Annotated in this window: 20 protein-coding genes and 1 pseudogene; 8 read left to right on the plus strand and 13 right to left on the minus strand. The window is 74.0% G+C overall.

What is annotated here, in order from left to right; genetic code table 11:
• Window positions 1–20 precede the first annotated feature (20 nt).
• From AC07DW_RS10400 to AC07DW_RS10410, 3 genes are all read right to left on the minus strand, one after another.
• Window positions 21–293: a glutaredoxin domain-containing protein gene (locus AC07DW_RS10400; protein WP_478857221.1), complete on the minus strand. Its 273-nt coding sequence runs from the start codon at window positions 291–293 to the stop codon at window positions 21–23.
• A 99-nt stretch (window positions 294–392) separates the two neighbouring features.
• Window positions 393–935: an ATP-binding protein gene (locus AC07DW_RS10405; protein ID WP_478857222.1), complete on the minus strand. Its 543-nt coding sequence runs from the start codon at window positions 933–935 to the stop codon at window positions 393–395.
• Window positions 936–1135: 200 nt separating this feature from the next.
• Window positions 1136–1465, minus strand: a complete 330-nt coding sequence (locus AC07DW_RS10410) for a hypothetical protein (RefSeq protein WP_478857223.1) — start codon at window positions 1463–1465, stop codon at window positions 1136–1138.
• 280 nt (window positions 1466–1745) lie between these two features.
• Between AC07DW_RS10410 and cds1 the strand changes: the two genes are divergently transcribed.
• Window positions 1746–2903, plus strand: coding sequence for an L-cysteine desulfhydrase Cds1 (cds1, locus tag AC07DW_RS10415; protein WP_478857224.1), 1158 nt, complete (start codon window positions 1746–1748; stop codon window positions 2901–2903).
• 59 nt (window positions 2904–2962) lie between these two features.
• On the opposite strand, the gene AC07DW_RS10420 is transcribed toward cds1, so the two are convergent.
• The 3 genes from AC07DW_RS10420 to AC07DW_RS10430 all read right to left on the minus strand — a co-directional run bounded on the left by AC07DW_RS10420 (window position 2963) and on the right by AC07DW_RS10430 (window position 5077).
• A complete protein-coding gene (locus AC07DW_RS10420; protein ID WP_478857225.1) occupies window positions 2963–3451 on the minus strand; it encodes an SRPBCC family protein in 489 nt (162 codons plus the stop codon).
• A gap of 208 nt (window positions 3452–3659) precedes the next feature.
• On the minus strand, window positions 3660–4109 hold the full coding sequence (locus AC07DW_RS10425; RefSeq protein ID WP_478857226.1) for an SRPBCC family protein: 450 nt from the start codon (window positions 4107–4109) through the stop codon (window positions 3660–3662).
• A 137-nt stretch (window positions 4110–4246) separates the two neighbouring features.
• The gene (locus tag AC07DW_RS10430) at window positions 4247–5077 is read right to left on the minus strand and encodes a DeoR/GlpR family DNA-binding transcription regulator (protein ID WP_478857227.1); all 831 of its coding nucleotides are present in this window, start codon (window positions 5075–5077) and stop codon (window positions 4247–4249) included.
• 201 nt (window positions 5078–5278) lie between these two features.
• On the opposite strand from AC07DW_RS10430, the gene AC07DW_RS10435 reads away from it, so the two are divergent.
• Window positions 5279–7738 carry a hypothetical protein gene (locus AC07DW_RS10435; RefSeq protein WP_478857228.1) on the plus strand — a complete coding sequence of 820 codons (2460 nt, stop codon included), beginning with the start codon at window positions 5279–5281 and terminating at the stop codon, window positions 7736–7738.
• Here AC07DW_RS10435 and AC07DW_RS10440 read toward each other — a convergent pair.
• The 5 genes from AC07DW_RS10440 to AC07DW_RS10460 form a co-directional block, all read right to left on the minus strand.
• Window positions 7708–10164, minus strand: coding sequence for a right-handed parallel beta-helix repeat-containing protein (locus AC07DW_RS10440; protein ID WP_478857229.1), 2457 nt, complete (start codon window positions 10162–10164; stop codon window positions 7708–7710). The genes AC07DW_RS10435 and AC07DW_RS10440 overlap by 31 nt on opposite strands.
• A gap of 114 nt (window positions 10165–10278) precedes the next feature.
• A complete protein-coding gene (locus tag AC07DW_RS10445) occupies window positions 10279–10890 on the minus strand; it encodes an Rv1733c family protein (RefSeq protein ID WP_478857230.1) in 612 nt (203 codons plus the stop codon).
• Between the two features lie 117 nt (window positions 10891–11007).
• The gene (locus tag AC07DW_RS10450) at window positions 11008–11832 is read right to left on the minus strand and encodes an MOSC domain-containing protein (RefSeq protein ID WP_478857231.1); all 825 of its coding nucleotides are present in this window, start codon (window positions 11830–11832) and stop codon (window positions 11008–11010) included.
• An 83-nt stretch (window positions 11833–11915) separates the two neighbouring features.
• Complete coding sequence (locus AC07DW_RS10455) at window positions 11916–12395, minus strand: DUF6643 family protein (protein ID WP_478857232.1); 480 nt, start codon at window positions 12393–12395, stop codon at window positions 11916–11918.
• Between the two features lie 386 nt (window positions 12396–12781).
• Window positions 12782–14092, minus strand: coding sequence for a glycosyltransferase (locus AC07DW_RS10460; protein WP_478857233.1), 1311 nt, complete (start codon window positions 14090–14092; stop codon window positions 12782–12784).
• A 57-nt stretch (window positions 14093–14149) separates the two neighbouring features.
• Here AC07DW_RS10460 and AC07DW_RS10465 point away from each other — a divergent pair, with 57 nt between their 5' ends.
• The 6 genes and pseudogenes from AC07DW_RS10465 to AC07DW_RS10490 all read left to right on the plus strand — a co-directional run bounded on the left by AC07DW_RS10465 (window position 14150) and on the right by AC07DW_RS10490 (window position 20847).
• Window positions 14150–14935: a glutamate racemase gene (locus AC07DW_RS10465; RefSeq protein ID WP_478857234.1), complete on the plus strand. Its 786-nt coding sequence runs from the start codon at window positions 14150–14152 to the stop codon at window positions 14933–14935.
• Between the two features lie 73 nt (window positions 14936–15008).
• Window positions 15009–15557, plus strand: a pseudogene (locus AC07DW_RS10470) (hypothetical protein); the annotation flags it as partial.
• 348 nt (window positions 15558–15905) lie between these two features.
• A complete protein-coding gene (gene lnt / locus AC07DW_RS10475) occupies window positions 15906–17504 on the plus strand; it encodes an apolipoprotein N-acyltransferase (RefSeq protein ID WP_478857235.1) in 1599 nt (532 codons plus the stop codon).
• Between the two features lie 54 nt (window positions 17505–17558).
• A complete protein-coding gene (locus tag AC07DW_RS10480; RefSeq protein ID WP_478857236.1) occupies window positions 17559–18035 on the plus strand; it encodes an NUDIX hydrolase in 477 nt (158 codons plus the stop codon).
• Window positions 18036–18095: 60 nt separating this feature from the next.
• Window positions 18096–18881: a 3-hydroxybutyrate dehydrogenase gene (locus AC07DW_RS10485; protein WP_478857237.1), complete on the plus strand. Its 786-nt coding sequence runs from the start codon at window positions 18096–18098 to the stop codon at window positions 18879–18881.
• Between the two features lie 61 nt (window positions 18882–18942).
• Window positions 18943–20847, plus strand: coding sequence for a helix-turn-helix domain-containing protein (locus AC07DW_RS10490; protein ID WP_478857238.1), 1905 nt, complete (start codon window positions 18943–18945; stop codon window positions 20845–20847).
• Window positions 20848–20900: 53 nt separating this feature from the next.
• On the opposite strand, the gene AC07DW_RS10495 is transcribed toward AC07DW_RS10490, so the two are convergent.
• Both AC07DW_RS10495 and AC07DW_RS10500 read right to left on the minus strand, forming a co-directional pair.
• A complete protein-coding gene (locus AC07DW_RS10495) occupies window positions 20901–22256 on the minus strand; it encodes an MFS transporter (protein ID WP_478857239.1) in 1356 nt (451 codons plus the stop codon).
• A 320-nt stretch (window positions 22257–22576) separates the two neighbouring features.
• Window positions 22577–24019 carry an MFS transporter gene (locus tag AC07DW_RS10500; protein ID WP_478857240.1) on the minus strand — a complete coding sequence of 481 codons (1443 nt, stop codon included), beginning with the start codon at window positions 24017–24019 and terminating at the stop codon, window positions 22577–22579.
• Window positions 24020–24355: the final 336 nt, after the last annotated feature.

The raw sequence follows: 24355 nt of genomic DNA on the forward strand, positions 1-24355 counted from the left end.
ACACCCGGCCCCGGCGACCGTCACTCGCCCGACGCCTGCGGGGCGTGCTCCCGCACCGCCGCCAGCAGCCGCCGCAGCGACGGGTTGACCAGCGCCGTGCCCGCCACGCTCACGGTCGGCACCGTTTCGTTGCCGTCGGCGACGGAGCGGACGTAGGCCGCCGCCTCGGGGTCCCGCCAGATGTTCACCTCGGTGTACCGCAGCTTCGTGAAGCGCAGTTGGAGACGCAGCTTCACGCAGTACGGATACCCCGGCCGCCAGTGGACGACCACACGTTCGCGTTCCTCGCCCATGGTTCCCCTCCGTCGCCGGGGAGCCTACCGCGCACCGTTCGCGCACAAGGGAGACGGGCAACGGCGACGGGGCGGTGCGTTCGGCGGGCGACGCCCCGGTCAGCCCGCCACGGCCGGCCGGGCGACCGCCCGTGCGCGGACGGCGTCCGCCGCGGCGGCCGCGTCCCCGAAGGGCACCGCGCCCCCGAACGGACCGCTGGTGGCGGCCCCGTACACCGGAAGGGGCGGTATGGGCAGGGGGGTCGGCGAAGGCGCCGGAAGGGTGAACCACACGACCTTGCCGGTATCGCCCTGCGGCCTGGCGCCCCAGCTTTCGCTGAACGCCTCTATGAGGGCCAGGCCCCGGCCCGAAGTGGCCATCGGGTCGGACGGGTTGACCATGGGCAGCCGGGGGTCGTGGTCGTGGACCGAGACCGTCAGCCGGTCGAGCAGCAGCTCGATCTCGACGGTGCACACCTTGTCCGGCTGGGCGTGCTGGTGGACGTTCGTCAGGAGCTCGGTGACGCCGAGCGCGGCCTTCTCGATCAGACAATCGAGATTCCAGTAGCGCAGTTGCGCTGAAACGATTCTGCGGACCTGACCGATCCGCGACGGCAGGGCTTGGAGCTCTACCGTGCACTGCCTGCTTGCCTGGCTGATCACGGCTGCGACTCCCCGAAATGAGGTCCGGAAGAAGACGGAGATCGGATCCAGTAGTTGGCTGGCTGTTGGTCCGGCGGGCTGGATCGCAGCGTCACCGCCGATGAACCCTGGGTAGTGATGTCAGTCCAGCGTGGACCACGGGTGCCCGCTTCGCAACTCGCGGCGACCGGGGACCCTGAGCCCCCCGCCGTCACCGTTGTTCAGTCGCGACGGCCGCCCGCGCGGCGCACCGCCTCCAGCAGACGACCGGCCACGGCCGTCCCGGCCGCCCCGTCGGGCCTCCGGTCACGCTGCCCCATGGTCAGCCGGTACCGCGTGCCGTTGAGCGTCGCCACCATGGAGTTCTCGCGCCCCGCGAACCAGGGCCTGCTCGCCCTGACCGCCCGCACCGGAGCGGCGTCGATCACCCGTCCGTTGCTGGTGAGGAGCGCCAGGCTGCCGTCCTTGATCAGGACTTCGCCCGCGCGGGTCAGCGAACGCGGCCACCGTTCGATCCGTACGCCCGTGGCGCTGAAATCAGTCTCGGCCATGACGCACCCAGCCCCCTTCGCGCAGGTTTATGCCGGTCAGTCTGCACAAGTGCCCGCCACAATGCCAGGGCGCGTGGACGGATGCGCCCCCCGTATCCCGTACAGCGCCGCACGGTGCGCCCCGTGCGCCGCGTACCGCGCCGCGTGCCGTGCCTGCGCCCCCCGCGGGTGTCCGGGGCCTCTGCAAGCGTTCCCTATGGGGCATCAAAGTCATCGTTTGTGCAGGTGAGGGGGGTATGTTCGAGGAGGGCAGCAGTGGGAGAAGCACAAGGAGCGGCGCGTGAGCACCAGGGAACGAGCAGGACTGACCGGCCCGTCCGGGCAGGCGACGACCATCGACGTGGACCGCAGCGATCCCGCGTACCGGGAGTGGCTCAAGGAAGCCGTGCGCAAGGTCCAGGCCGACGCCAACCGGTCCGCCGACACGCACCTCCTGCGCTTCCCGCTGCCGGAGCGGTGGGGCATCGACCTGTACCTCAAGGACGAGTCGACCCACCCCACCGGCAGCCTCAAGCACCGCCTGGCGCGCTCCCTGTTCCTCTACGGCCTGTGCAACGGCTGGATTTGCCCCGGAAAGCCCGTCATCGAGGCGTCCAGCGGCTCGACCGCCGTCTCGGAGGCGTACTTCGCGAGCCTCGTCGGTGTCCCGTTCATCGCCGTCATGCCGCGCACCACGAGCCCGGAGAAGATCCGGCTCATCGAATTCCACGGCGGCCAGTGCCACTTCGTCGACGACTCGCGCAAGATGTACGAGGAGTCCGCCGCCCTCGCCGCCGCCACCGGCGGCCACTACATGGACCAGTTCACCTACGCCGAACGCGCCACCGACTGGCGCGGCAACAACAACATCGCCGAATCGATCTACCAGCAGCTCCGGATGGAGCGTTATCCGGAACCCGCCTGGATCGTCGCCACGGCCGGCACGGGCGGCACCTCCGCGACCATCGCGCGCTACGTCCACTACATGATGTACGACACCCGGCTCTGTGTCCCCGACCCCGAGAACTCCTGCTTCTTCGAGGGCTGGACCACCGGGAACGCGGACGCGGCCAGTGACTGCGGCTCCCGTATCGAGGGCATCGGACGGCCCCGGATGGAGCCGAGCTTCGTGCCCGGTGCCATCGACCGGATGATGAAGGTGCCCGACGCGGCGAGCGTGGCCGCCGTACGCGCGCTGGAGAAGGCCATCGGGCGCAAGGCGGGCGGCTCGACCGGGACCGGCCTGTGGAGCGCGCTGAAGATCGTCGCGGAAATGGTCGCGGAGGGCCGCACCGGCAGCGTCGTCACCCTGATCTGCGACCCGGGCGACCGCTACCTCGACAAGTACTACTCCGACGACTGGCTCGCCGAACAGGGCCTGGACATCGGCCCGTACAGCGCGGCCATCGACGAGTTCCTCGGCACCGGCGTCTGGCCGGACCGGCCCGCCCCCGGCTGACGCCGCTGCCGGAAGCGGCTGCTCCCGGCCCGGCGACCGGCCGGGTCAAGGGCGGAACGTCAGGGCGTCGGGGACGACGCCAGTCTGCGGTCCAGGTTGCGCATCGCGTCCCGGAACGAGCGCCCCACCCCGGACCTCGCCAGCCGCAGCACCAGCCGGAACGGAGCGGAGCCGTCGGCCGCCAGCGTCCACCGCACACGGGTGCCGGTCCCGTGCGGCGCGGGTGCCAGCAGCCACTCCTCCATCAGGGCCCGCACGCCCGGAGCGTTGGTCTCCTCCACCCGGTAGGCGTAGCGTTCCCCGGCGTCCGTCACCATGATCCGTTCCTGGAACACCACCCCGCCGCGCAGCCGTATCTCCCGGCCCGCGCCGCCGGCGATGGGGCGGGCGGCGGCGATGGCGGTGAACCAGGAAGGGCTGTCGGCGACATCGTCGGCCAGTGCCCGGTACACCGCCGCGGGCGGTGCGGCGACCTCCGTGTCGAAGACCAGACGCAAGGGCGCCGACTCGAGGAAGTCGAGCCGGACCGGGCGCAGTCGGCGTGCCATGGACCGTACCTCCATCATGCGAAGGGAAGGGTGCCAGGCAGGGCCCGTGCGGCGGCGCGTCCGCCGGGTGCCGGCGAGGCCGGCCTCGGCAGGCATGGGGGGCACGGGCGGCCGGGCGGCGTGGCGGGCACGCGCGGCCGGGCGTCACCCACCCGGTGGACGGGGCGTCGCGGACACGACCTGGGCGTCAACCATAGCTGGCGGCCCGTCAGTTGTCCGCCAGCAGGCCGGAGAGGGCCCGGCCGAAGAGCCGGCGGCCGGCACGTGCGACGACCGCGTCGCACACCCGGGGCAGGCCGCGTACGCGCACCTCCTCGGTCCATGTCACTTGGACCGCCCCGGGCGCGGCCCCACGCACCTCGATCTCGGCCCAGCCGGTGATCACCCGGCCCCGCTTCTCCAGCCGGCACAGCCCCGCGCCCGCCCCGCCGGCCGGATCCGGCGGCTCGCAGCGGACGACCTCCATAGGGTCGTCGAAACCGAGCGGTCCGATCCCGGTGCGCATCGTGAACCGGCTTCCAGTCCGTACCGGACCCTCCGTCACCGCCGTGGCATGCGTCAGCGGCACCAGCGCCGCGTGCGCCGGCCAGTCGGTGAGCCGCCGCCACGCCTCGGCGGCGGACAGCGGGGCACCTCGGGTGATCCGGAACAGAGCCATGCCCCGATCGTATGCACCCCGGCCCCGTGCGGCCGTCTCCCGCGCGCCCCGCCTCCCGCGCGGCCGTTCACCCCGGCCCCCGCGTGACCGTGCGCCATGACGCCCGGCGGCCGGTCGCGCCACCGCCCCGGCCGCAGTCAGGCCGTCTCCTCCTCGCCCGCCACGATCAGACCCGGCAGGTGCTCGGCCATCTCGGCGCGGGCCTCGCCGGACAGGCCGCCGTCCGTCACCAGGGTCTCGATCTCGTCCAGCCGGGCGAAGGAACTCAGGCCCACCGTCCCCCACTTGGTGTGGTCCGCCACGACCACCACGCGCCGCGCCGAGTGGACGAGGCGCCGGTTGGTCTCCGCCTCCGCGAGATTCGGCGTGGACAGGCCCGCCTCCACCGAGATCCCGTGCACCCCCAGGAACAGCACGTCGAAGTGGAGCGACCGGATCGCCTGGTCCGCCACCGGCCCCACCAGCGAGTCCGAGGGCGTCCGCACACCGCCCGTCAGCACCACGGTCGCCGCACCCGGCCGGGGGGCGCCGCCCCCGGCGGGGCGCTGCGCCGTGTGGAACACGTCGGCCACCCGCACCGAGTTGGTCACCACCGTCAGGTCCGGTACGTCCAGCAGGTGCTGGGCCAGCGCGTACGTCGTGGTACCGCCCGACAGGGCGATGGCGCTGCCCGGCGCGGCCATCGCCGCCGCCGCCCGCGCGATGGCCTCCTTGGCGCCCTGCTCCAGCGACGACTTCGCCTCGAAGCCCGGCTCGTGGGTGCTCGCCTCGGCGAGGGGCACCGCGCCGCCGTGCACCTTCTCGATGACGCCCTGCCGCGCCAGCGCGTCCAGGTCGCGGCGGACCGTCATGTCCGAGACGTTGAGCCTGCGGGTGAGCTCGTTGACCCGAACCCCGCCGCGGCGCCTCACCTCGTCCAGAATCAAGGCGCGTCGCTGTTCCGCGAGGAGGTTCTGGTTGTCGCTCACCGCTCGGGCCGGTCCCTTCCGTCGTCAACACCGCTGGCCAAGGGTCATCATCCTGCCATGGGCCCAGGGGGACGGACCGGGGGAGATTCGGTGAGAACCCTGCCGTTCCCGGCCCGGTTCGACGATCCTTGTCACGTCCGGTCACGGCCGGTCACGCACCACGGCCCCACGCGACCCCCACCCTGAGAGGGGAGCCCGCTCGTGCCCCCTGCCACCCCGGAGCCCACCCGCCCCGGCGCCGCACTGGAACTGCTGGTCCACGGCGTCGGCGGCACCACCCCGGAGCTCATGCTCGACGATCCCCGTACCGTACGGATCACCGGCGACAGGACGGCGGCGATCTACCGGCGCACCGTCGACCAGCACGCCGAGGAGGAACCGGAGCGGTTCGCCGACGGGCGGCCCGTCCCCGAGGCGTACTGCTGGTGCAACCTCACCTCCGGCAACGGATCCCGGGCCTTATGGCTGCTGCTCCTGCCGTTCATGGTGGTCAACCTCGCCCACTGGATGCGCCCGCCCGCCGAGCGGCAGGCCGCCTCCGTCCGGCTCTACGGCGTCCTGGTCCGGCTCGTCGCCCTGAGTCTGACCGTGCTGCTCACGGCCGCCGCCTGCGAGGTCGCCCTCGACCTGACCGCCTGGCAGTGCGCCGGGTCCGCCCGTTGTGCGGACGGGCGCTCCTGGCTCGGCTTCCTGTCCGCGGCGCAGGGCGGCTGGTGGTCCCAGCCCGGCCGCCGGCTCGCCCTCGCGGCTCTGGTGCCCGCGGCCCTGGTCGGGCTCCTGTGGTACCTGTCCAACCGCACCTGGAGCGCGTACGAGGCCCAGCGGCCGCCCCGCGGCGACGTGGACGGCGACGGCACGCCCGGCCGGCGGCCGCGGCCCGCGCTCGGCCGGCCCGGCTTCTGGTACGGCCGCCGGCTCGTCGCCCGGCTGCGCGCCGCGCACACCGCCGCCGGGTTCCTCACCGTCGCGGCGGCGGTCGGCGGCGCGGCGGCCCGGTACGACCGGAACGCGGCCGGCCAGGCCCGTGCGGCGCTCGGCTGGGCGCTGGAGGCCGCCCTGTTCCTCGGGGCCGTGGCCGTGACCTGGGTGGTGTGCCGCCGGGGCCGCAGCGAGAAGCGGCTCGACAACCGGCTCGACCGCGCCGCCGTCAGCTGGCTGCCCGGTGCCTCGATCGCCCTGCTCGTCCTCGCGGTGCTCTACGCGGGCTGGTCCAGGCCCGGCTGGCGCTCCACGGGCACCCTCCCCGGCGACACGACGTTCAGCGTGATCACCCTCGCCCAGGGGGCCCTCGTGCTGTCCCTCGCCGCCGTGTCGCTGCGGCTGTACCGGCGCGCCCCGCACACCCGTACCGTCCTGTACGGACTCGGCGGCCCCGCCGTCGCGATGCTGGCCTGCGCGCTGGGCGGCGTCATGAGCGGGGGTGTCGCGCAGCGCGTCGCCGACTGGCTCGACGGCCCGGCCACACCCGGCACCGGCGACGACCCCATCGGGCCGCCCGTGCTGCTCAGCTGGCAGGCCTCCGTCATCCCCGTCCTGCTGGCCCTGCTGCTCGCCCCGGCCGCCGTGCTCGCCGTCCGTACCGCGGTCACCGCCCGCCGCCTCGCGCCCGTCGTGGAGGCCGAGTACGAGGGCGAGCGGCCCGACGTCGTCCGTACGCGCCGCATCGCCGGCACACGCGCGCGTGCCGCCCTGACCGACGCGGCGCCCGTCGTCGTGGGCATCGTCTCCGGCGCCACGCTCCTGCTCGGTGCCGGAGCCCTCGTCGGGGCGTGGCTGAGCGGGACGGTGCCCGGCAGGGCCTTCACCGGCGGCCACCCGTTCGTGGAGAGCGCGGCCGAGGCGGCGCAGGCACTCGGGTCCTGGCTGATCGGCTTCGGTTTCATACTGTTCGTCACCTGCGGCCGCCGCGCGTACAAGGACGCCTCCGCCCGCCGCACCATCGGCATCCTCTGGGACGTCGGCACGTTCTGGCCGCGCGCCGCCCACCCCTTCGCCCCGCCCTGCTACGCCGAGCGGGCCGTGCCGGACCTCGCCTGGCGCATGGCGTCGTGGACCGGCCGTACGGGCGGGCGCCTGGTCATCTCCGGCCACTCGCAGGGCAGCGTGCTGGCCGCCGCCGCGGTCTGGCAGCTCCCGGCCGGCACCCGCCGCCGGGTCGCGCTGCTCACGTACGGCTCGCCCCTGGAGCGGCTGTACGGGCGCTGGTTCCCGGCCTACTTCGGGCCCGGGCCCCTGGGCGCCCTCCACCGGGAGCTGCACTGCTGGCGCAACCTGTGGCGCCGTACCGACCCGATAGGCGGTCCGGTGAACCTGCCGGCCGAGGGGGGCAAGCCGGAGGTCGACCACAGGGCGCTGCGCGACCCGGTGGTCTACGGCCGTACCCACGACCACCCGCTGCCCGAACCGATCCTGGGCCACGGCGACTACCAGGCCGACCCGATGTTCGCCAAGGAACGCGCCGTGCTGCTCGACCGGCTACCCCCCGCCCTGCCGCTGCCGGACCCCGCCCGGGCCGCCCCGCCGCTCCCCGGACAGCGCGACGGCTCCCCGCACGGCGACACCGGATCGCGGGACGGCGACGACGAGTCCGGGCACGGCGACGAGGGGTCCCCGGACGGCACCGAGGGGGCTCAGGGCAGTTCCGGCAGGTCCTCCGGGTAGAGCAGGGTGAGGTCGTCGGTGCTCATCTCGGTGAGTCCGGCGACCCGGCCGGCGTGCCGCTCCACCATCGACTCGAACGTCCGGCGGGCCGTCCGGCCGTTGCCGAACGCGGGGCCCTTGGGCAGCTCCGTGAAGTACTTCAGCAGTGCCTCGGCCGTCCCCTCGGCGAGCCGGTACTCGTGCTCCTCCGCCTGCTGCTCCACGATCCGCAGCAGCTCGGCGGGCACGTAGTCGCTGAAGGTGATGGTCCGTGAGAAGCGCGACGCCACACCCGGGTTGACGGTGAGGAACCGCTCCATCTCGGCCGTGTACCCGGCGACGATCACCACGACCGCGTCACGGTGGTCCTCCATCAGCTTGACCAGGGTGTCGATCGCCTCACGCCCGAAGTCCCGCCCCGAGTCCTCCGGGGACAGCGCGTACGCCTCGTCGATGAACAGCACCCCGCCGCGCGCCCGGTCGAACGCCTCCTGGGTGCGGATCGCGGTGGAGCCGATGTGCTCGCCCACCAGGTCCACGCGCGACACCTCCACGAGGTGGCCGCGCTCCAGCACGCCCAGGGACGCCAGGATCTCGCCGTAGAGGCGGGCCACGGTCGTCTTGCCGGTGCCGGGGGAGCCGGTGAAGACCAGGTGCCGCCGGACGGACGCCGCCTTGAGACCGGCCTCCTGGCGCCTCCTGCCGACCTCGATCATGTTGGTGAGGGTGCGGACCTCGCGCTTGACGCTCTCCAGGCCGACCAGGGCGTCGAGTTCGCCCAGGACGTCCTCGGGACCCCGTACCGGCGGCTCGGCGGGCGGCTCGGCCGGGGCAGCGGCCTGCGCCGGCACCGCGGCGGTGGCCCGGGCCGGGACGCCCGCCGGGACGACGGCCGGGGCGTGCGGGGCCACCGCGCCGAGCAGCCCGCCGACCGACGGGGCGGCGGCGGGAACCGGGCTCGCGGCCCCGGGGGCCAGGACGCCGCTCTCGTCACCGGTGCAGTCCTCGACGACGGGCCGCTCCTCACCGAACTCGTACCCGCCCCGCGCGCACCGCTCGGTCCGGCACCGCCTCAGCGTCGTACGGCAGCCGTCCATCACGTGGAAGCCGTATCCGCCGCTGCCGGTCACCCGGCAGCCGTGGAACGTGCCGCGGCCCTCCGCCGACACGTAGAACCCGGCCTCGGCGGGAGAGGTGACCGTGCACCGCTCGATCACCGGATCGGCGCCCTTGGTGACGATGACACCGGTCTGCACGGAGTCGATGGCGCACCCGTTGAGGGTGCCGCCGCTGCCGTGGTCCCGGAACCAGGCTCCCGTGGACGCCTCCCGGATCCGGCAGTCGTCCAGCTGCGCGGTGGCGCCGTCGCTGACCGACACGGCCGTGTTCCGCACCTGGGACAGGTCGCTGTCCACCACGTCGGCGCGCGAACCGCGGTCGAGCACGAACAGGGCGTCCGGCACGTCGTGGACGCGGCACGCGTCGAGGACGGCCGTGGCGCCGTCGCTGACCCAGACCGCCGGGTAGTCCCCCGTACTGTCGTGGATCTCGCACTGGTTGGCGTCCACGCGCGTGCCGGGGTCCCACACGGACAGGCCGTTGCGCCCGAACCGCCGTACCGTCGACCGCGTCAGCGTCAGCACGGACCGGGACCGCAGGTCGACGGCGTTCTCCGGGACGTCGTGGATGTCGCAGTCGGACAGCGTCAGCACGGCGTCCGTGTCGAGGGTGATCCCGTCGGCCGTCGTGCGGTGCACGGACGAGTCGGTGAGGTGCGCCGCGGCCCGGGAGGTGATCCGGACGCCGCTGCCCTTGATCTCGTACACCTCGCAGCCGATCGCCTCCACGCCGCTGCCCTCGCCCGTCACGGACAGGCCCGCGCCCGAGGCGTGGTGGATCCGGCACCGCTCCAGGCGGGGGTGCGCGCCACCGCGTACCGAGATGCCCGACTGCCCCGCCGCGACCACCTCGCACTCCTCGAACACCCCGCCCGCGCCGTCCAGGACGCCGATCCCGACGCCTGCGGGGTTGTCGACGGTGCAGCGCCGTACGGTGGGCCGCGCGGCGCCGCGCACCTCGATACCGGCCGCCGACCGGGTCACGATCCGCAGGTCCAGCAGCTCCGGGGTGCCGTCCTCGATCAGCAGCGCGGGCGCCGAGGTGTCCTGGCCCTCGACGTGCAGGTCCTGGACGGTCGCCGACGCGCGTACGGTGAGCGGCACCCCGTCGGCGGGGGCGATCCGCACGGGACCGACCGCGCCGTCCGAGCCGCGCAGGGTGACGGCGCGCCGGAGGACGAGGTTCTCCCGGTACGTGCCGGGGGAGATGGTCAGGACGTCGCCGTCACCGGCGGCCTCAAGGGCGGCGGCGAGGGAGGCGTACTCGCCCGTGCGGCGCCGCCACCGCGACGAGCCGGTGTGGGTCACCTGGACCGTGCCCTGTGCCATGGTGCTGCTCTGCCCCCGCCTCGTGCGCCGCGCGTCTTTCCGGACGATCGCACCACCGTAGCGCGCGCGGGGGGAGCGGGTTGACCGGTCGGCCGGTGCGGTGACGGCGACCGGTCAACTGCCCGCTCCCGTCCTGCCCCAGTCCGGCCCGGCCTGCGCCCACGCCCGGTCCAGCTCCGCGTACCGCCGGCGCACCATCCGCCATACGACGATCCGCCGGACCCCCTCGACGAGTCCGGCCGCCAGGATGGCGGTGCCGATGCCCGCGAGCACGGCGTGGTCCCGGGCGTCCCGCTCCGTCATGGGCGGGTCGACCGGCCGGCCGCGGCCGTCGGTCCAGACGCGGAAGGTGTCACCCGGGGCGATGTCGTGCCGGGCGGTGGTCAGGGAACCGGTGCGGGGTACGCCGTCGGGCCCCTTCCAGCGGGCGGGCACCGGCCTGCGCAGGCGGTGTTCGGCGGTCGCCTCCGCGTCGCGCGCCGCCCCCGGGCGCGTGCCGCCGTCGTGGTCGAGCACCCGGGCGGTGACGGAGTGGCGCTGCTCCTGCTGGAGCCGCGCGGACTGCTGGAGCGAGCCGTGGGTGAGTGTGCCGACGGCCAGGCCGGTGGCCGGGGCGGCGACGCACATCAGGAGCAGGGCGACGAGTGCCACCCATGCCTCGGCGAGATCGGTGGCCCGGCGCAGCGGATTGTGCCGCCAGCGCCGGAGTCCGACGACCGCACGCACAGGTCCGCACCCCCTTCCGTGTCCGTCGACGCGTCATCGTTGCGTCCGGGTGCCCGTGACGGCACGCCCTATGCGGCCTGTGCGGCGGGGTACGGGGGCGGGTGGCGGGAAGGCGTCCTAGCCGAGGATCTCGACGCGGTCGCCGACCCGCAGGGTGCCGGTCCGCTCGGGGATCAGGTTCTGGCCGAAGAGCATCTTCCGGTCGACGAGGCGGTGCCGGGCCAGGGTGCGCAGGGGTTCCTTGCCCCGGTGGCCGGTCCGCTGGTCGGTGGTGGTCACGACGCAGCGGGCGCACGGCTTGGCGACGCGGAAGGTGACCTCGCCGATGGCGATGCGGGTCCAGCCGTCCTCGTCCCACGGGGCGGTGCCGTCGACGACCACGGTGGGCCGGAAACGGTCCATGGGCAGCGGACCCTCGTCGGGGTGGTCGCCCTGGGCGATGAGGGAGTTGAGGGCGTCCAGCGAGGAGAGGGTCGTGGCGAGGACCGGGTAGCCGTCGGCGAAGTTGACGGTCTCTCCGGGCAGCGCGAACTCCGGGTCGATGGGACGGCGGCGGGCGGGGTCGTCGAGGTGCACCAGGCGGACGTCGTCGCCCAGGTAGGTCCCGAACCATTCGTCGGCGGCGGTCCCGGCCGGCACCGCCTCGACCCGCTTCCGGAAGATCTCCGTCGTGACGGTGGCCGACGGCTCAGGTGCGGCGACGGTCAGCGGCTCCATGCCCGGTGCGGACAACCGCACACCGCCGTCCGGCGCGGGCTCCGCGAAGGCCGACGCCAGCCGTGCCCGCTGGCGCTGGGTGACCACCGTCGCCTCGGCGTCGATCAGCATCCAGCGGCGGTCCCCGGCGAGTCCCCATGGCTCGACCGCCGCTTCGACGGGTGACGCCCCGCCGAGTGACTTGACCGGACGTACGTGCAGCGAGTGCAGGGCAGGAGTCGGCATGACCTCATCCTGCCAGCACGCATGACATCCCTCGGGCCGGGCCGGTGTTCGGTCCGCCCCGGCTCCCGGCCCTCTCGGGCCGGTCAGTACCCCCCGCCCTGGTAGGGGCGGTTGTACGGGTCGTCGTACGGCGAGGGCGCGGGCGTCGGCACGGGCCGCGGCGCCGCCGGGCGCATCGCCTCGTACCCGGCCGGAACGGGCCTGGCCTGCTGCTGGTGCTGCGGCCCCGGGTAGCCGTAGCCGCCGCGCGGGGCGGTCGGCTGCTGCGGGATGTACGGCGCCGGCATGTGCTGCAGCGGCGCGGGCTGCGGCGCCGCCTGCTGGGGGTAGCCGTACGAGCCGCCGCCGTAGGAGGGCATGGGCTGGGAGGGAGCCGCCGGGAGGGCGGGCAGAGCCGCGGGGAGGGACGGCAGGTAGGAGTTGCCGGTGTCGTACGCGGCGGGCACTCGGATCGGTGCGATCTGAGGCGTGCCCCGTTCCGCGACGAGAGAGTCGTAGATCGGGGTGTCCGGGAACGACGGCGCGTTGTAGTAAGCGCCGCCGTAGGAACGGGGGGAGGTCATGGCACATAAGTTAAGCCCACGATGTGCTGATTGGGGAGGCCGATAAGCAGGTTGTTTTACGCGGCGTGAGTGGCGGTGGATCGCCAATACGAGCGAACCTGGGAAAATCGGTCACCGTCCGTGTAAAGACCAGGCTGATGGGGGGTTACCGGCAGGTCGGTCGAGCCCGTCGCGGCCGTCGGCCAGGTGGCCCATACATAAATCCGCGCGGCGATCGGCGGCGCCGGAGTCTCTGCATGTCCATGCTTAAATTGGATCAATGTTCCGCCGCGACGCGAAGTCTTCACATCTCCGCGTCGCCGAATTGGGCGGACGTCACTCCGCGTGCCGGCAAAAGTGCGCTGCGGCGCCGACTTCGCCTTTCCCGTACCGTGCCTGACGATCCGTCACCTGTCCGCCGTCATCTCGGGACGGGGGTAGGTGCGGCCCTTCCAGGCGGCCCCTCGGCCCCGGTGGTGCCGTACGGCCGAGTCGACCGTCATGCACAGGTACAGGCACGCCGTGAACGGCAGCAGGAACGCCTGCCACAGCGACTGCCGGTAGTAGCGCAGCACCGGGACGTACGTCCCCGCCATGACCGCCCACGCCGCCGCGCCCAGCGAACCCGCCGCCGCGTCCCCCGCGAACAGCCCCGCGCCCAGCGCGGCGGGCGGCGCCACGTACACCAACGCCAGCCCCGCCACCGTGCCGACGAGCACGAACGGGTTGTGCCACAGCTGGGCGTAGGCGTTGCGGGCCACCATCCGCCACAGGTCCACCAGCCGGGGACAGGGGCGGACGCTGTCCACCCGGTCGGCGAGCCCCAGCCAGATCCGCCCGTCCGCCCGCTGGACCGCCCGCGCCAGCGTCACGTCGTCGATGACGGCCTGGCGGATCGCCTCCGGAACGCGCGCACGGACGGCCGCGTCCGTGCGCAGCAGTACGCACCCGCCCGCGGCGGCGGCCGTCCGGGCCCCCGCCCGGTTCACCCGCCTGAACGGGTACAGCTTCGCGAAGAAGTAGACGAACGCGGGCACGATGAGCCGCTCCCAGGCGGTCACCGTCCGCAGGCGGGCCATCTGCGACACCAGGTCGAGCCCGTTCGAGGTGGCCGCGCACACCAGCTCCCGCAGGCTGTCCGGCTCGTGCGCGATGTCCGCGTCCGTCAGCAGCAGGTACTCCGGACCGCCAGCTCCGGCCGCGTCCGGCCCGGCGTCCTCTTCCCCCACCGTGCCCGCGCCCCGTCCGGCACAGGCGTCCGGGCCGGCGTCCATTTTCCCTCCCGTGCCCGCCGCCCCACCCGCCTCCGCGAGAGCTTCCGCTCCACGCGCGCGTGCCCGCTCGATGCCGTGCCGCAGCGCCCACAGCTTCCCGGTCCAGCCGGGCTGCGGCGCCCCGGGCGACACCACCGTCAGCGGCGGCCCTCCGTGCCGCACGGCCAGGGCGCGCGCCACGTCCCCCGTACCGTCCCCGCTGCCGTCGTCGACCAGGAAGATCTCCAGCGGCCCCGGATAGTCCTGCGCCAGGAGGGAAGGCAGGGTCAGCGGCAGCACCTCCGCCTCGTCCCTGGCCGGCACCACCACGGCGACCGACGGCCACCGGGCCGGCGCCGACCGGCGCGGCAGGCGCTGATCCGTGCGCCAGAAGAACCCCTGCCCCAGCAGCAGCCACACCCAGGCGGCCAGCGATGCCAGGGCGATCCACGCAATGGTGCTCATTCGCCGCAGTCTGCCCCACAACGGCAGGAGTGCAAGGGCGTCGGCTAGGGTGACCGGGTGAAGATCGCGCTCATGGACTCCGGAATCGGCCTCCTGGCGGCGGCCACCGCGGTGCGCCGTCTGCGGCCGGACGCGGCTCTCGTCCTCTCCTCCGACCCCGACGGCATGCCCTGGGGACCCCGGACGCCCGACGACCTCACCACACGCGCGCTCGCCGTCGCCCGGGTCGCCGCGGCGCACCGGCCGGACGCGCTCATCGTCGCCTGCAACACCGCCTCCGTGCACACGCTCCCCGCCCTCCGCGCCGAGCTCGAACCGGAGATCCCGGTCATCGGGACCGTCCCCGCGATCAAACCGGCCGCGGCCGGCGGCGGGCCCGTCGCCATCTGGGCCACCCCCGCCACCACCGGCAGCCCGTACCAGCGCGGGCTCATCCGCGACTTCGCCGGATCGGTCGACGTCACCGAGGTCCCCTGCCCCGGCCTCGCCGACGCCGTCCAGCACGCCGACGAGGAGGCCGTCGACCGCGCCATCGCCGCCGCCGCCGCGCTCACGCCCCCCGACGTCAGGTCCGTCGTCCTGGGCTGCACCCACTACGAACTGGTCGCCGAGCGCATCCGGGAGGCCGTGCGGCCCGCCGGCCGGCCGCCCGTCCTGCTGCACGGCTCAGCCGACGCCGTCGCCGCCCAGGCGCTGCGCCGCACCGGCACCCTCGCCGACCCCACCGCGCCCCCGAGCACCGACCTCACGGTGCTGCTCAGCGGGCGTGAGGCGGACCTCCCAGCGGCGGCCCTGCGGTACGCCGAGGGCCGCCTGCTCGCCGCGACCGCGCCCACGAGCTGAGGCCGCCGGAACGTTCCTCCGCGCGGTCGCGGCCGGGAGGCCGCGGTCGCGTACCGTGAGTACGCTGCTACACATGGACCACCCCCGGGACCAGCGACCTTCCCCGGACCCGGTGCCGGACGTGTGGACCGGGCGGGCCACCAACCGCGTCCAGTGGGCGCCGGCCGCCGCCGGGGCGGCCTGCGTGGCCCTCGGCATCGAACTGGCCGTCGAGCTGTCGTGGACCTCCGGCACCGCCGCCCTGCTGATGGCGGTCATCGGCTGCGTCACGGCGGGACTGCTGGTGCTCTTCGGGACGCTGGCCTTCCTGCACGTCGAGCTCACGGTGGACCCGCACGCCCTCGAAGTGCGCTGCGGCCACATGGGCGTGCCACGCCGGCGCATCCCGCTCGACTCCGTCGTGGCCGCCGACTTCGCCCCGTCCGTCACACCGCGCCAGTGGGGCGGCTGGGGCTACCGCTGGCTGCCGGAGAAGGGCACCGCGGTCGTGGTGCGCCGGGGCGAGGCCGTGGTCCTCACCCTGGGCGACGGGCGGAGCTTCACCATCACCGTCGACGACGCGGAGACCGCAGTGCGCGTCATCCGCCACCGCCTGCGACTCCGCGGCCCGCGGCGCGCCGCGGCCCCGGGCGCGTGGGTGGGCCCCCCGGACCGGGCGGCACCCGGGGCTCCGAAACCCGGGGACCTCGGCAAGGAGGACCTCGGCCCCGGGGACCCCGGCCCGGAGGGAGCCCCCGTGCCCGGCCGCCCGGGCGGCACCGGCCCCCGCTCCTGACACTGCCCCGTCCCTCCCCGGTGTTGACCGCCTCATCCGCCTCATCCGTCTCGTACGCCTCTCCGGCCTCCCGCGCCAAACGGTTGCCGGAGCCGTCCACGAGCCGTGTCCCGGGGCCCGTCCCGGCGCCGTCGCAGTGGTCCGGCGGCCCGCCCGCGCTGGGGTTCGCACAGGTGGTCGCCGTACACTCCGCACGTGAGCGCCACCATGACCACCGCCGACGTCCCTCCGCCCGCCCCCGAAGAGCGGCGGCGGAGCCGGTTGCCGCGGTGGACGGCGCGGCCGGCCGCGGCGGTGCTGTCCGGTGTCCTCCTGTTCCTGAGCTTCCCGCCCCGCCCCCTGTGGTGGCTCGCCGTGCCGGGCTTCGCCCTCCTCGGCCGGGCGCTCCGCGGCCGGCGGCTCAGGGCCGGCTTCGGTCTCGGCTACCTCACCGGTCTCGGTTTCCTGCTGCCTCTCCTGGTGTGGACCGGCGAGGAGGTCGGAGCGGGGCCCTGGCTGGCGCTGGTCGCCGCCGAGTCGCTGTTCGTCGCGGCCGCCTGCCTCCTCGTCGCCGCCGTGTCCCGGCTCCCCGCCTGGCCGGTGTTCGCCGCCGCCGCGTGGATCGCGGGCGAGGCGGCGCGCGCCCGGGTGCCCTTCGGCGGCTTCCCCTGGGGCAAGATCGCGTTCGGGCAGGCCGACGGCCTGTTCCTGCCGCTCGCCGCCGTGGGGGGCACGCCCCTGCTCGGCTTCGCGGTCGCCCTGTGCGGCTTCGGCCTGTACGAGGCGGCACGCGTCGCCCGTACGTACAAGGCGGCCGGCGCGCTGCCGCGCGGGCCCCTCGCCGCCGCCGCGCTGTCACTCTGCGTACCGGTCACCGCCGCGGCGGCCGCTCAGCCGCTGGTCTCCGACGCCGCCGAGGACGGCACCGCGACCGTGGCCGCGATCCAGGGCAATGTGCCCCGGCTGGGCCTGGACTTCAACGACCAGCGCCGCGCGGTGCTGGACAACCACGCCCGCCGCACCGAGCAGCTCGCCGCCGACGTGGCGGCCGGCAGGGCACCGAGGCCGGACTTCGTACTGTGGCCGGAGAACTCCTCCGACCTGGACCCCTACCGCAACGACGACGCCCGGGCGGTCATCGACCAGGCGGTCAGGGCCATCGGCGTGCCCACCGTCGTGGGGGCCGTGATCACCCCGGAGACCGGCAAGCTCCGCAACACCCTGATCCAGTGGGACCCGCAGGCCGGGCCGGTCGCGACGTACGACAAGCGGCACGTCCAGCCGTTCGGCGAGTACATTCCGATGCGGTCCTTCGTGCGGATCTTCAACAAGAACGTGGACCGGGTCAGCCGGGACTTCGGCCCCGGCACGGCCGTCGGCGTGTTCGACCTCGCCGGCACCAAGGTGGGTCTCGCCACCTGCTACGAGGCGGCCTTCGACTGGGCGGTACGGGACACCGTGACGCACGGCGCCCGCCTCATCTCCGTACCCAGCAACAACGCCACCTTCGGGCGCAGCGAGATGACGTACCAGCAGCTCGCCATGTCGAGGGTCCGGGCCGTCGAGCACAGCCGCTCCGTGGTCGTGCCCGTCACCAGTGGGGTCAGCGCGATCATCCGGCCGGACGGCACCATCGTGCGGGAGTCGCGGATGTTCACCCCGGACGCCCTGGTGGCCGAGGTGCCGCTGCGTTCCTCCCGCACGCCCGCGACCCGTATGGGCACGCTTCCCGAGGCCGCCCTGGTCGCGCTCGCCGCCGTGGGGCTCGGCTGGGCGGCGTCCCGAACCGTACGCCGCCGGAAGTCCGTGGCCTAGGGGGTGTCTTGCCGATCAGGTCGGATCGGCAAGGCACCCCCTAGGGTCGGAGGCATGGCAACTCCTGACTTCATCCGGGCCGTCCGGGCCACCGCCGGGCACCAACTGCTGTTCCTGCCGGGGGTCACCGCCGTCGTCCTCGACGACGAGGGGCGGGTCCTCCTGGCCCGACGCGTCGACAACGGCCGGTGGTCGCTGATCGGCGGCATCCCGGAGCCGGGGGAGCAGCCGGCCGTGAGCGTGGTGCGCGAGGTCCTGGAGGAGACGGCGGTCGAGTGCGTCGTCGAGCGCGTGGTGCTCGTGGAGACGACGCCGCCGGTCACGTACCCCAACGGCGACCAGTGCCAGTACATGGACACCTGCTTCCGCTGCCGGGCGGTGGGCGGGGACGCGCGCGTGAACGACGACGAGTCGCTGGAGGTGGGGTGGTTCCCGCTGGACGCGCTGCCGTCGCTGCGCCCCGGAGAGCTGTTCCGGATCAAGCAGGCCCTTACCGACGGCCCCACATGGTTCTCCACCACGGCCGACTAGGCCGAAGTGTGGGCGCGGGCCACATCGGTCGAGCCCGGCCCGCTTCATAAGGTGCCAGGCATGACCGCACCCCACACCGTCACCACCCCCGACCTCGGCGGCCGCACCGCGCTCGTCACCGGCGCGGCGAGCGGCATCGGCCGCGCCTGCGCGCTGCGCCTCGCGGCCGCCGGAGCCAAGGTCAGGGCCGTCGACCGGGACGCCCCCGGCCTGGAGGCCCTGGCCGCGGCGGCGCCCGCCACGGCCGGGGCGGTCGAACCCCACGTACTGGACCTGACCGACCTCGACGCGGCGGAGGACCTGGCGGCGGGCACCGACATCCTGGTCAACAACGCCGGACTGCAACTGGTCCGCCCCATCGAGGACTTCCCCCCGGACGTCTTCCACACCGTCCTCACCGTGATGCTGGAGGCGCCCTTCCGGCTGATCCGGGGCGCGCTGCCGCACATGTACGCCCAGGGCTGGGGCCGCATCGTCAACGTCTCCTCCGTGCACGGGCTGCGCGCCTCCGCCTACAAGTCCGCCTATGTGGCCGCCAAACACGGCCTGGAGGGGCTGTCCAAGACCGCCGCCCTCGAAGGCGCCCCGCACGGCGTCACCTCCAACTGCGTCAACCCCGGCTATGTCCGCACCCCCCTGGTGGAGGCGCAGATCGCGGACCAGGCGGAGGCGCACGGCATCCCGCCCGAGCGGGTCGTGACCGACGTCCTGCTGAAGGACTCGGCGGTCAAGCGGCTCGTCGAGCCCGAGGAGGTCGCCGAGGCCGTCGCCTACCTCTGCGCGCCGCCCGCCTCGTTCATCACCGGTACCTCCCTCGTCCTCGACGGCGGCTGGACCGCGCACTGACCCGCCGCCGGTCTTCCACAGGGCTGGTGCGACCACCCGTACGGCAGGTATCCCTGTGACCATGTCCGAAGAACAGCTCCGCGACCCGGAGCCCAGCGCCGATCCGGCCGCCTACCTGGGGCTTCTCGCGCGCGGGGCGCCCGCCGACGCGTACGACCGGCCCGTGCTGCTCGCCCGCGCGAGCGGCGCGGGACCCGCCGCGCTCGCCGAGCTCGAACACGCCAAGCAGCTCGCGCTGCGCGTCCGCGCCGAGCTGGAGGGGCGCCGGCGCCGCGAGGCGGAGCTGTCCGCGCTCTTCGAGACCGCCCACGACCTCGCCGGGCTGCGCGACCTCGACGCGGTGCTGCGCGCCATCGTGCAGCGCGCGCGTTCCCTGCTGGGCACCGAGGTCGCCTACCTCAGCCTCAACGACCCGGCCGCCGGCGACACCTACATGCGGGTCACCGAGGGCTCCGTGTCGGCGCGCTTCCAGCAGCTCCGCCTGGGCATGGGGGAGGGCCTCGGCGGCCTGGTCGCCCAGACCGCCCGGCCGTACGTGACGGAGAGCTACTTCGACGACGAGCGGTTCCGGCACACCCGGACCATCGACTCCGGCGTCCGCGACGAGGGCCTGGTGGCGATCCTCGGCGTGCCGCTCACGCTCGGCAGTCAGGTGATCGGCGTGCTCTTCGCCGCCGACCGGCGCGCCCGTGTCTTCGAACGCGGGCAGGTCGCGCTGCTCGGCTCGCTGGCCGCGCACGCCGCCGTCGCCATCGACACCGCCAACCTGCTGGCCGAGACCAGGTCCGCGCTGGCCGAGCTGGAGCGGGCCAACGGCATCATCCGCGCCCACAGCGGTGTCATCGAGCGGGCGTCGGAGGTGCACGACCGGCTGACCGAGCTGGTCCTGCGGGGCGGCGGTGTGCACGACGTGGCGTCGGCCCTCTCGGAGGTCCTGGACGGTTCGGTGGAGTTCACCGAGGGGCCGCTGCCCGCCGAGTGCGCCGACGGCCACGCGACACGGCGCGGCGGCGAGTGGGTCGCGGCCGTGTCGGCCGGCGGGGAGGCCCTCGGCGCCCTGGTGCTGCGTGGCCAGCCGGACCTGGACCCGGTCGACCAGCGGACCCTGGAGCGGGCCGCGATGGTCACCTCCCTGCTGCTCCTGGCCCGGCGCTCCGCGGGGGAGGCGGAGCAGCGGGTACGGGGAGAGCTGCTGGACGACCTCCTCGACGCGCCCGAGCGCGACCGGCGGCTGCTCAGGGAGCGGGCCGCCCGCCTGCGTACCGACTTCGACGCCCCGCACGTGGTGCTGGCGGCCCGCGTCGACCGCCCGGATCCGCCCGTCGGCGACCGGGACGGCGCCGACCGGCAGCGCCTCTGGTCGGCCGCCTCGCACCTGGCGGCCACCCGCCACGGCCTCGCCTCCGCCCGCGACGGCGGCACCGTGCTGCTGCTGCCGCTGGAGCCGGGCGACACCGCGGCCGAGCTCGCCCGGCAGACCGCCAAGCACCTCGGCGGCGCCCTGCGGGAACCGGTCACCGTCGGAGCCTCCTCGCCGGTCGACGCGCCCGCCACCCGCCCGGGCGACATAGCCCCCGCCTACGGCGAGGCCCGCCGCTGTCTCGACGCCCTGCGCCTGCTCGGCCGCTCCGGCGAGGGCGCCGCCGCCCCGGACCTCGGTTTCCTGGGCCTGCTGCTCGCCGACGCCCGGGACATCGCCGGCTTCGTGGACCGCACCATCGGCGAGGTCGTCGCCTACGACCGCGGCCGCGGCACGGAACTGGTGCGCACGCTCGACGCGTACTTCGCGAGCGGGATGAGCCCGGTGCGGACGAAGGACGAACTCCACGTGCACGTCAACACGGTGGCGCAGCGCCTGGAACGCGTCGGCCGGCTGCTCGGCCCGGACTGGCAGTCCCCGCCCCGGGCGCTGGAGATCCAGCTCGCGCTGCGGTTGCACGCGATGTCCGCGGCGGTCGCGCGCTGAACGGCCGGCCGCCCCACCGGGGCGGCCGGCCGTTCGCGCGGGGCCGGCGGGTCTCAGCGCCCCGCCATGACCCGCTCGTCCTCCACGTCGTCGGCCAGGTCCCGGTTGCGGGTCTCCTTGGCGCACCCGATGGCGACCACGGTGATCAGCGCCGCGGCGATGACGTACAGGGCGATCGGCGTCGAGCTGCCGTGCTCGGCGAGCAGCGCGGTCGCGATCAGCGGCGCGGGGGCGCCGGCCGCCACGGACGAGAACTGCGCGCCGATGGAGGCGCCCGAGTAGCGCATCCGGGTCGCGAACATCTCGGAGAAGAACGCCGCCTGCGGCGCGTACATCGCCCCGTGCAGCACGAGTCCGACGGTCACGGCGAGCAGCAGGCTGCCGAAGCTCCTGGTGTCGATGAGGGCGAAGAACGGGAACATCCAGGCTCCGACACCGACCGCTCCGATCAGATAGACCGGCCGGCGGCCGATGCGGTCCGACAGCGCCCCCCAGGCCGGGATCACCGCGAAGTGCACGGCCGAGGCGAGCAGCACCGCGTTGAGCGCGGTCTGCTTGCTGAGCCCGGTCGACGTCGTGGCGTACACCAGGATGAACGCGGTGATCACGTAGTAGCTGATGTTCTCGGCCATCCGCGCGCCCATCGCGATGAGCACGTCGCGCCAGTGATGCCGCAACACGGCGACCAGCGGCATCCTCTCCACCTGCGCGCTCTCCGCCTTCCGCGCCTCGGCCCGGGCCAGCGCGGCCTTGAAGACGGGCGACTCGTCGACGGAGAGGCGGATCCACAGCCCGACGACCACCAGCACGCCCGACAGCAGGAACGGGACGCGCCACCCCCACGAGGTGAACGCCGCGTCCGACAGCAGCGCGGTGAGCGCGGACAGCACCCCGGTCGCCAGCAACTGCCCCGCGGGCGCCCCGGTCTGCGGCCACGAGGCCCAGAAGCCCCGCCGGCCCGCGTCCCCGTGCTCCGACACCAGCAGCACGGCCCCGCCCCACTCGCCGCCCAGCGCGAATCCCTGCACCAGCCGCAACACCGTGAGCAGGACGGGCGCCGCCGTCCCGATGGTCGCGTGGGTGGGCAGCAGCCCGATGGCGAAGGTCGCCCCACCCATCAGCAGCAGGCTCAGCACCAGCAGCTTCTTGCGACCCAGCCGGTCCCCGAAGTGCCCGAACACCAGCGCCCCGAGCGGCCTGGCCGCGAAGCCGACGGCGTACGTCAGGAAGGACAGCAGGGTGCCGACGAGCGGATCCGAGCCGGGGAAGAACAGCTTGTTGAAGACCAGCGCGGCGGCCGACCCGTACAGGAAGAAGTCGTACCACTCGATGGTCGTGCCGATGAGGCTCGCGGCGACGATGCGCTTGAGACTGGACGGGGCTGGTGGAGCGGTCGCGGGGGAGGACATCGGCACCACTTCCTGGCGGTTGACGGGGACGTGTTCGTGTCGCCATACCGTAGGAACGCGCAGGTCAGAGGCGTATGTGGTGGGACACCATAGTTCCGGGCCAGGGAGTGCGCGCGCCCACCATGGGGGCGATGACGGGGCCTCGTGGCCGGGCTCAATGAGGCTGCGACGGAGGCTGTCCGAGTCGCACTGGTCTCGTGGTCGACGCTCCCGCGGGCGGCGTCTCCGGGACCGCAGCCGAATGCCGAAGGGCCATCCGGCACCCATCGGTACGGGATGGCCCAGCGGTCCTCTGACGCTGCCGAGCGACAGCCCATGCGTCAGGAACCCACGGCGGTGCTCCGCTTGGCTGCCGACTCCTCGGCGGGTTCCGGGGCTCCTGGCTTCGTGCCTCGCATGAGCGCAGCGGTGAGCGCTCCGCCGGTGGCGGCGATTGCCGCGGCGCCCAGGAAAGCGGCGCTGAAGCCGTCGGTCAGCGCGGGCAGGTCGCCGAGCCGGTCGGCGCCCTGGGAGGTGGCGAGGGCGGTGAGGGCGGCCAGGCCGAGGGCGGAGCCGACCTGGTACGTGGTGTTGACGATGCCGGAGGCGAGGCCGGCCTGCTCCTGCGGAACGCCGGAGATGGCCGACATCATGGCCGGGATGTACGCGAGGGACATGCCCGTCGCCGCGACCAGCGATGCGGGCAGTACGTCGATGAGGAAGGTGCCGGTCGGCTCGACGGCCGCCAGCCACAGCAGGCCGGCGGCGAGGACCAGCAGGCCGCTCACGATCAGCGGCTTGGCGCCGAAGCGGCCCAGCAGCCGGGCGGTGATGAGCGTCATGAAGACCATCAGGAGCCCGGTCATGGGCAGCAGCGCCGCGCCGCTGGCGAAGGCCCCGTAACCGAGGACCTGCTGGAGGTAGAGGTTGAGGAAGTACCACATGGGGATCCACGCGGCTCCGAGCAGCGTCATCGCGAGGTTCGAGATGCCGAGGCCCGGGGTGCGCCAGACGCCCAGCGGCATGAGCGGGGCCTTGGCCGAGCGCTGCACCAGGAAGAACACGATCAGCAGGGCCGCCGCACCGACGAGTTCGAGCACGGTCTCGCCCGAGCCCCATCCGACCTCGGGCGCGCGGACGATCGCGAAGACGGCGAGCGCCAGGCCGGCGGTCACGGACACAGCGCCGAGGATGTCCACAGAGCCGCGTCGTCCGGCGACCGCGGGGAGCAGGCCGGTGGCCAGGAGCGTGGCGATGCCGATCGGGATGTAGATGATGAAGACCCAGGGCCAGCTCATCCACTCGGTGAACACCCCGCCCAGGAACACGCCGGCCGTGCCGCCGGCCGGAGCCGCCGCTCCGTAGAGGGCGAGGGCCTTGCCGAGTTCCTTCGGGTCGTGGCCGAAGAGCATCATCAACAGGGTCATCGACGCCGGTGCGATCAGGGCGCCACCGGCGCCCTGTACGGCGCGGCCCATGATCTCCACCCAGGCGGTGCTCGCAGCCGCTGCGACGACAGAGCCCGCGATCATGGTGACCCAGCCGGCGACGAACACCTTGCGAGCCCCGATCAGGTCGGACAGCCGGCCGCCGAGCAGCAGCAGACCGCCGAAGGCGATCACGTAGGCGTTGAACACCCACTGCAGGTCGCCGGGGGAGAAGCCCAGGTCGCGCTGCATCTCGGGAAGCGCCACGCCGATGATCGAGGTGTCCATGATGACCATGAACTGGGCGGCGGCGAGCACGAGAAGTGCCCACCAGCGCCGTGGGTTGACGGTTGACATCGTTCTGCCCTTTCGTTGCGGAGATACCCCCCGGGGGTTTCCCTGATCGCCGAGAGCATATACCCCCCCGGGGTAATGCGGGAAGACAGTGGGCTCGGGGAGTGAAAAGGGGGAGAGCGGTGCGGCTGTGGGGTTGCCGCGCGCCCTGGACCGTCGCTACGCCTTCCCCGGGTCCGTGGGCGTCGTCAGCACCCCAGTGCTGCGCCCTGGTGATCGGTCGTGCCGTGAGCACCGTCGGTCCCGGCTGCCCTGGTGCGCGGCTCCTGGGTGTGAGGACGCTTCTCTCGACCGGCATTCCGGCTGGTCCGGAGTCTCGTGTCTCGGATGCGCCCACGG

The organism is Streptomyces sp. NPDC045701, assembly GCF_056432045.1.

Coding starts and splice junctions, on each gene's coding strand:
- AC07DW_RS10400 (WP_478857221.1), bottom strand. CDS start 293: ATGGGCGAGGAACGCGAACGTGTGGTCGTCCACTGGCGGCCGGGGTAT.
- AC07DW_RS10410 (WP_478857223.1), bottom strand. CDS start 1,465: ATGGCCGAGACTGATTTCAGCGCCACGGGCGTACGGATCGAACGGTGG.
- AC07DW_RS10420 (WP_478857225.1), bottom strand. CDS start 3,451: ATGGCACGCCGACTGCGCCCGGTCCGGCTCGACTTCCTCGAGTCGGCG.
- AC07DW_RS10425 (WP_478857226.1), bottom strand. CDS start 4,109: ATGGCTCTGTTCCGGATCACCCGAGGTGCCCCGCTGTCCGCCGCCGAG.
- AC07DW_RS10440 (WP_478857229.1), bottom strand. CDS start 10,164: ATGGCACAGGGCACGGTCCAGGTGACCCACACCGGCTCGTCGCGGTGG.
- AC07DW_RS10450 (WP_478857231.1), bottom strand. CDS start 11,832: ATGCCGACTCCTGCCCTGCACTCGCTGCACGTACGTCCGGTCAAGTCA.
- AC07DW_RS10455 (WP_478857232.1), bottom strand. CDS start 12,395: ATGACCTCCCCCCGTTCCTACGGCGGCGCTTACTACAACGCGCCGTCG.
- AC07DW_RS10460 (WP_478857233.1), bottom strand. CDS start 14,092: ATGAGCACCATTGCGTGGATCGCCCTGGCATCGCTGGCCGCCTGGGTG.
- AC07DW_RS10480 (WP_478857236.1), top strand. CDS start 17,559: ATGGCAACTCCTGACTTCATCCGGGCCGTCCGGGCCACCGCCGGGCAC.
- AC07DW_RS10485 (WP_478857237.1), top strand. CDS start 18,096: ATGACCGCACCCCACACCGTCACCACCCCCGACCTCGGCGGCCGCACC.
- AC07DW_RS10490 (WP_478857238.1), top strand. CDS start 18,943: ATGTCCGAAGAACAGCTCCGCGACCCGGAGCCCAGCGCCGATCCGGCC.
- AC07DW_RS10495 (WP_478857239.1), bottom strand. CDS start 22,256: ATGTCCTCCCCCGCGACCGCTCCACCAGCCCCGTCCAGTCTCAAGCGC.
- AC07DW_RS10500 (WP_478857240.1), bottom strand. CDS start 24,019: ATGTCAACCGTCAACCCACGGCGCTGGTGGGCACTTCTCGTGCTCGCC.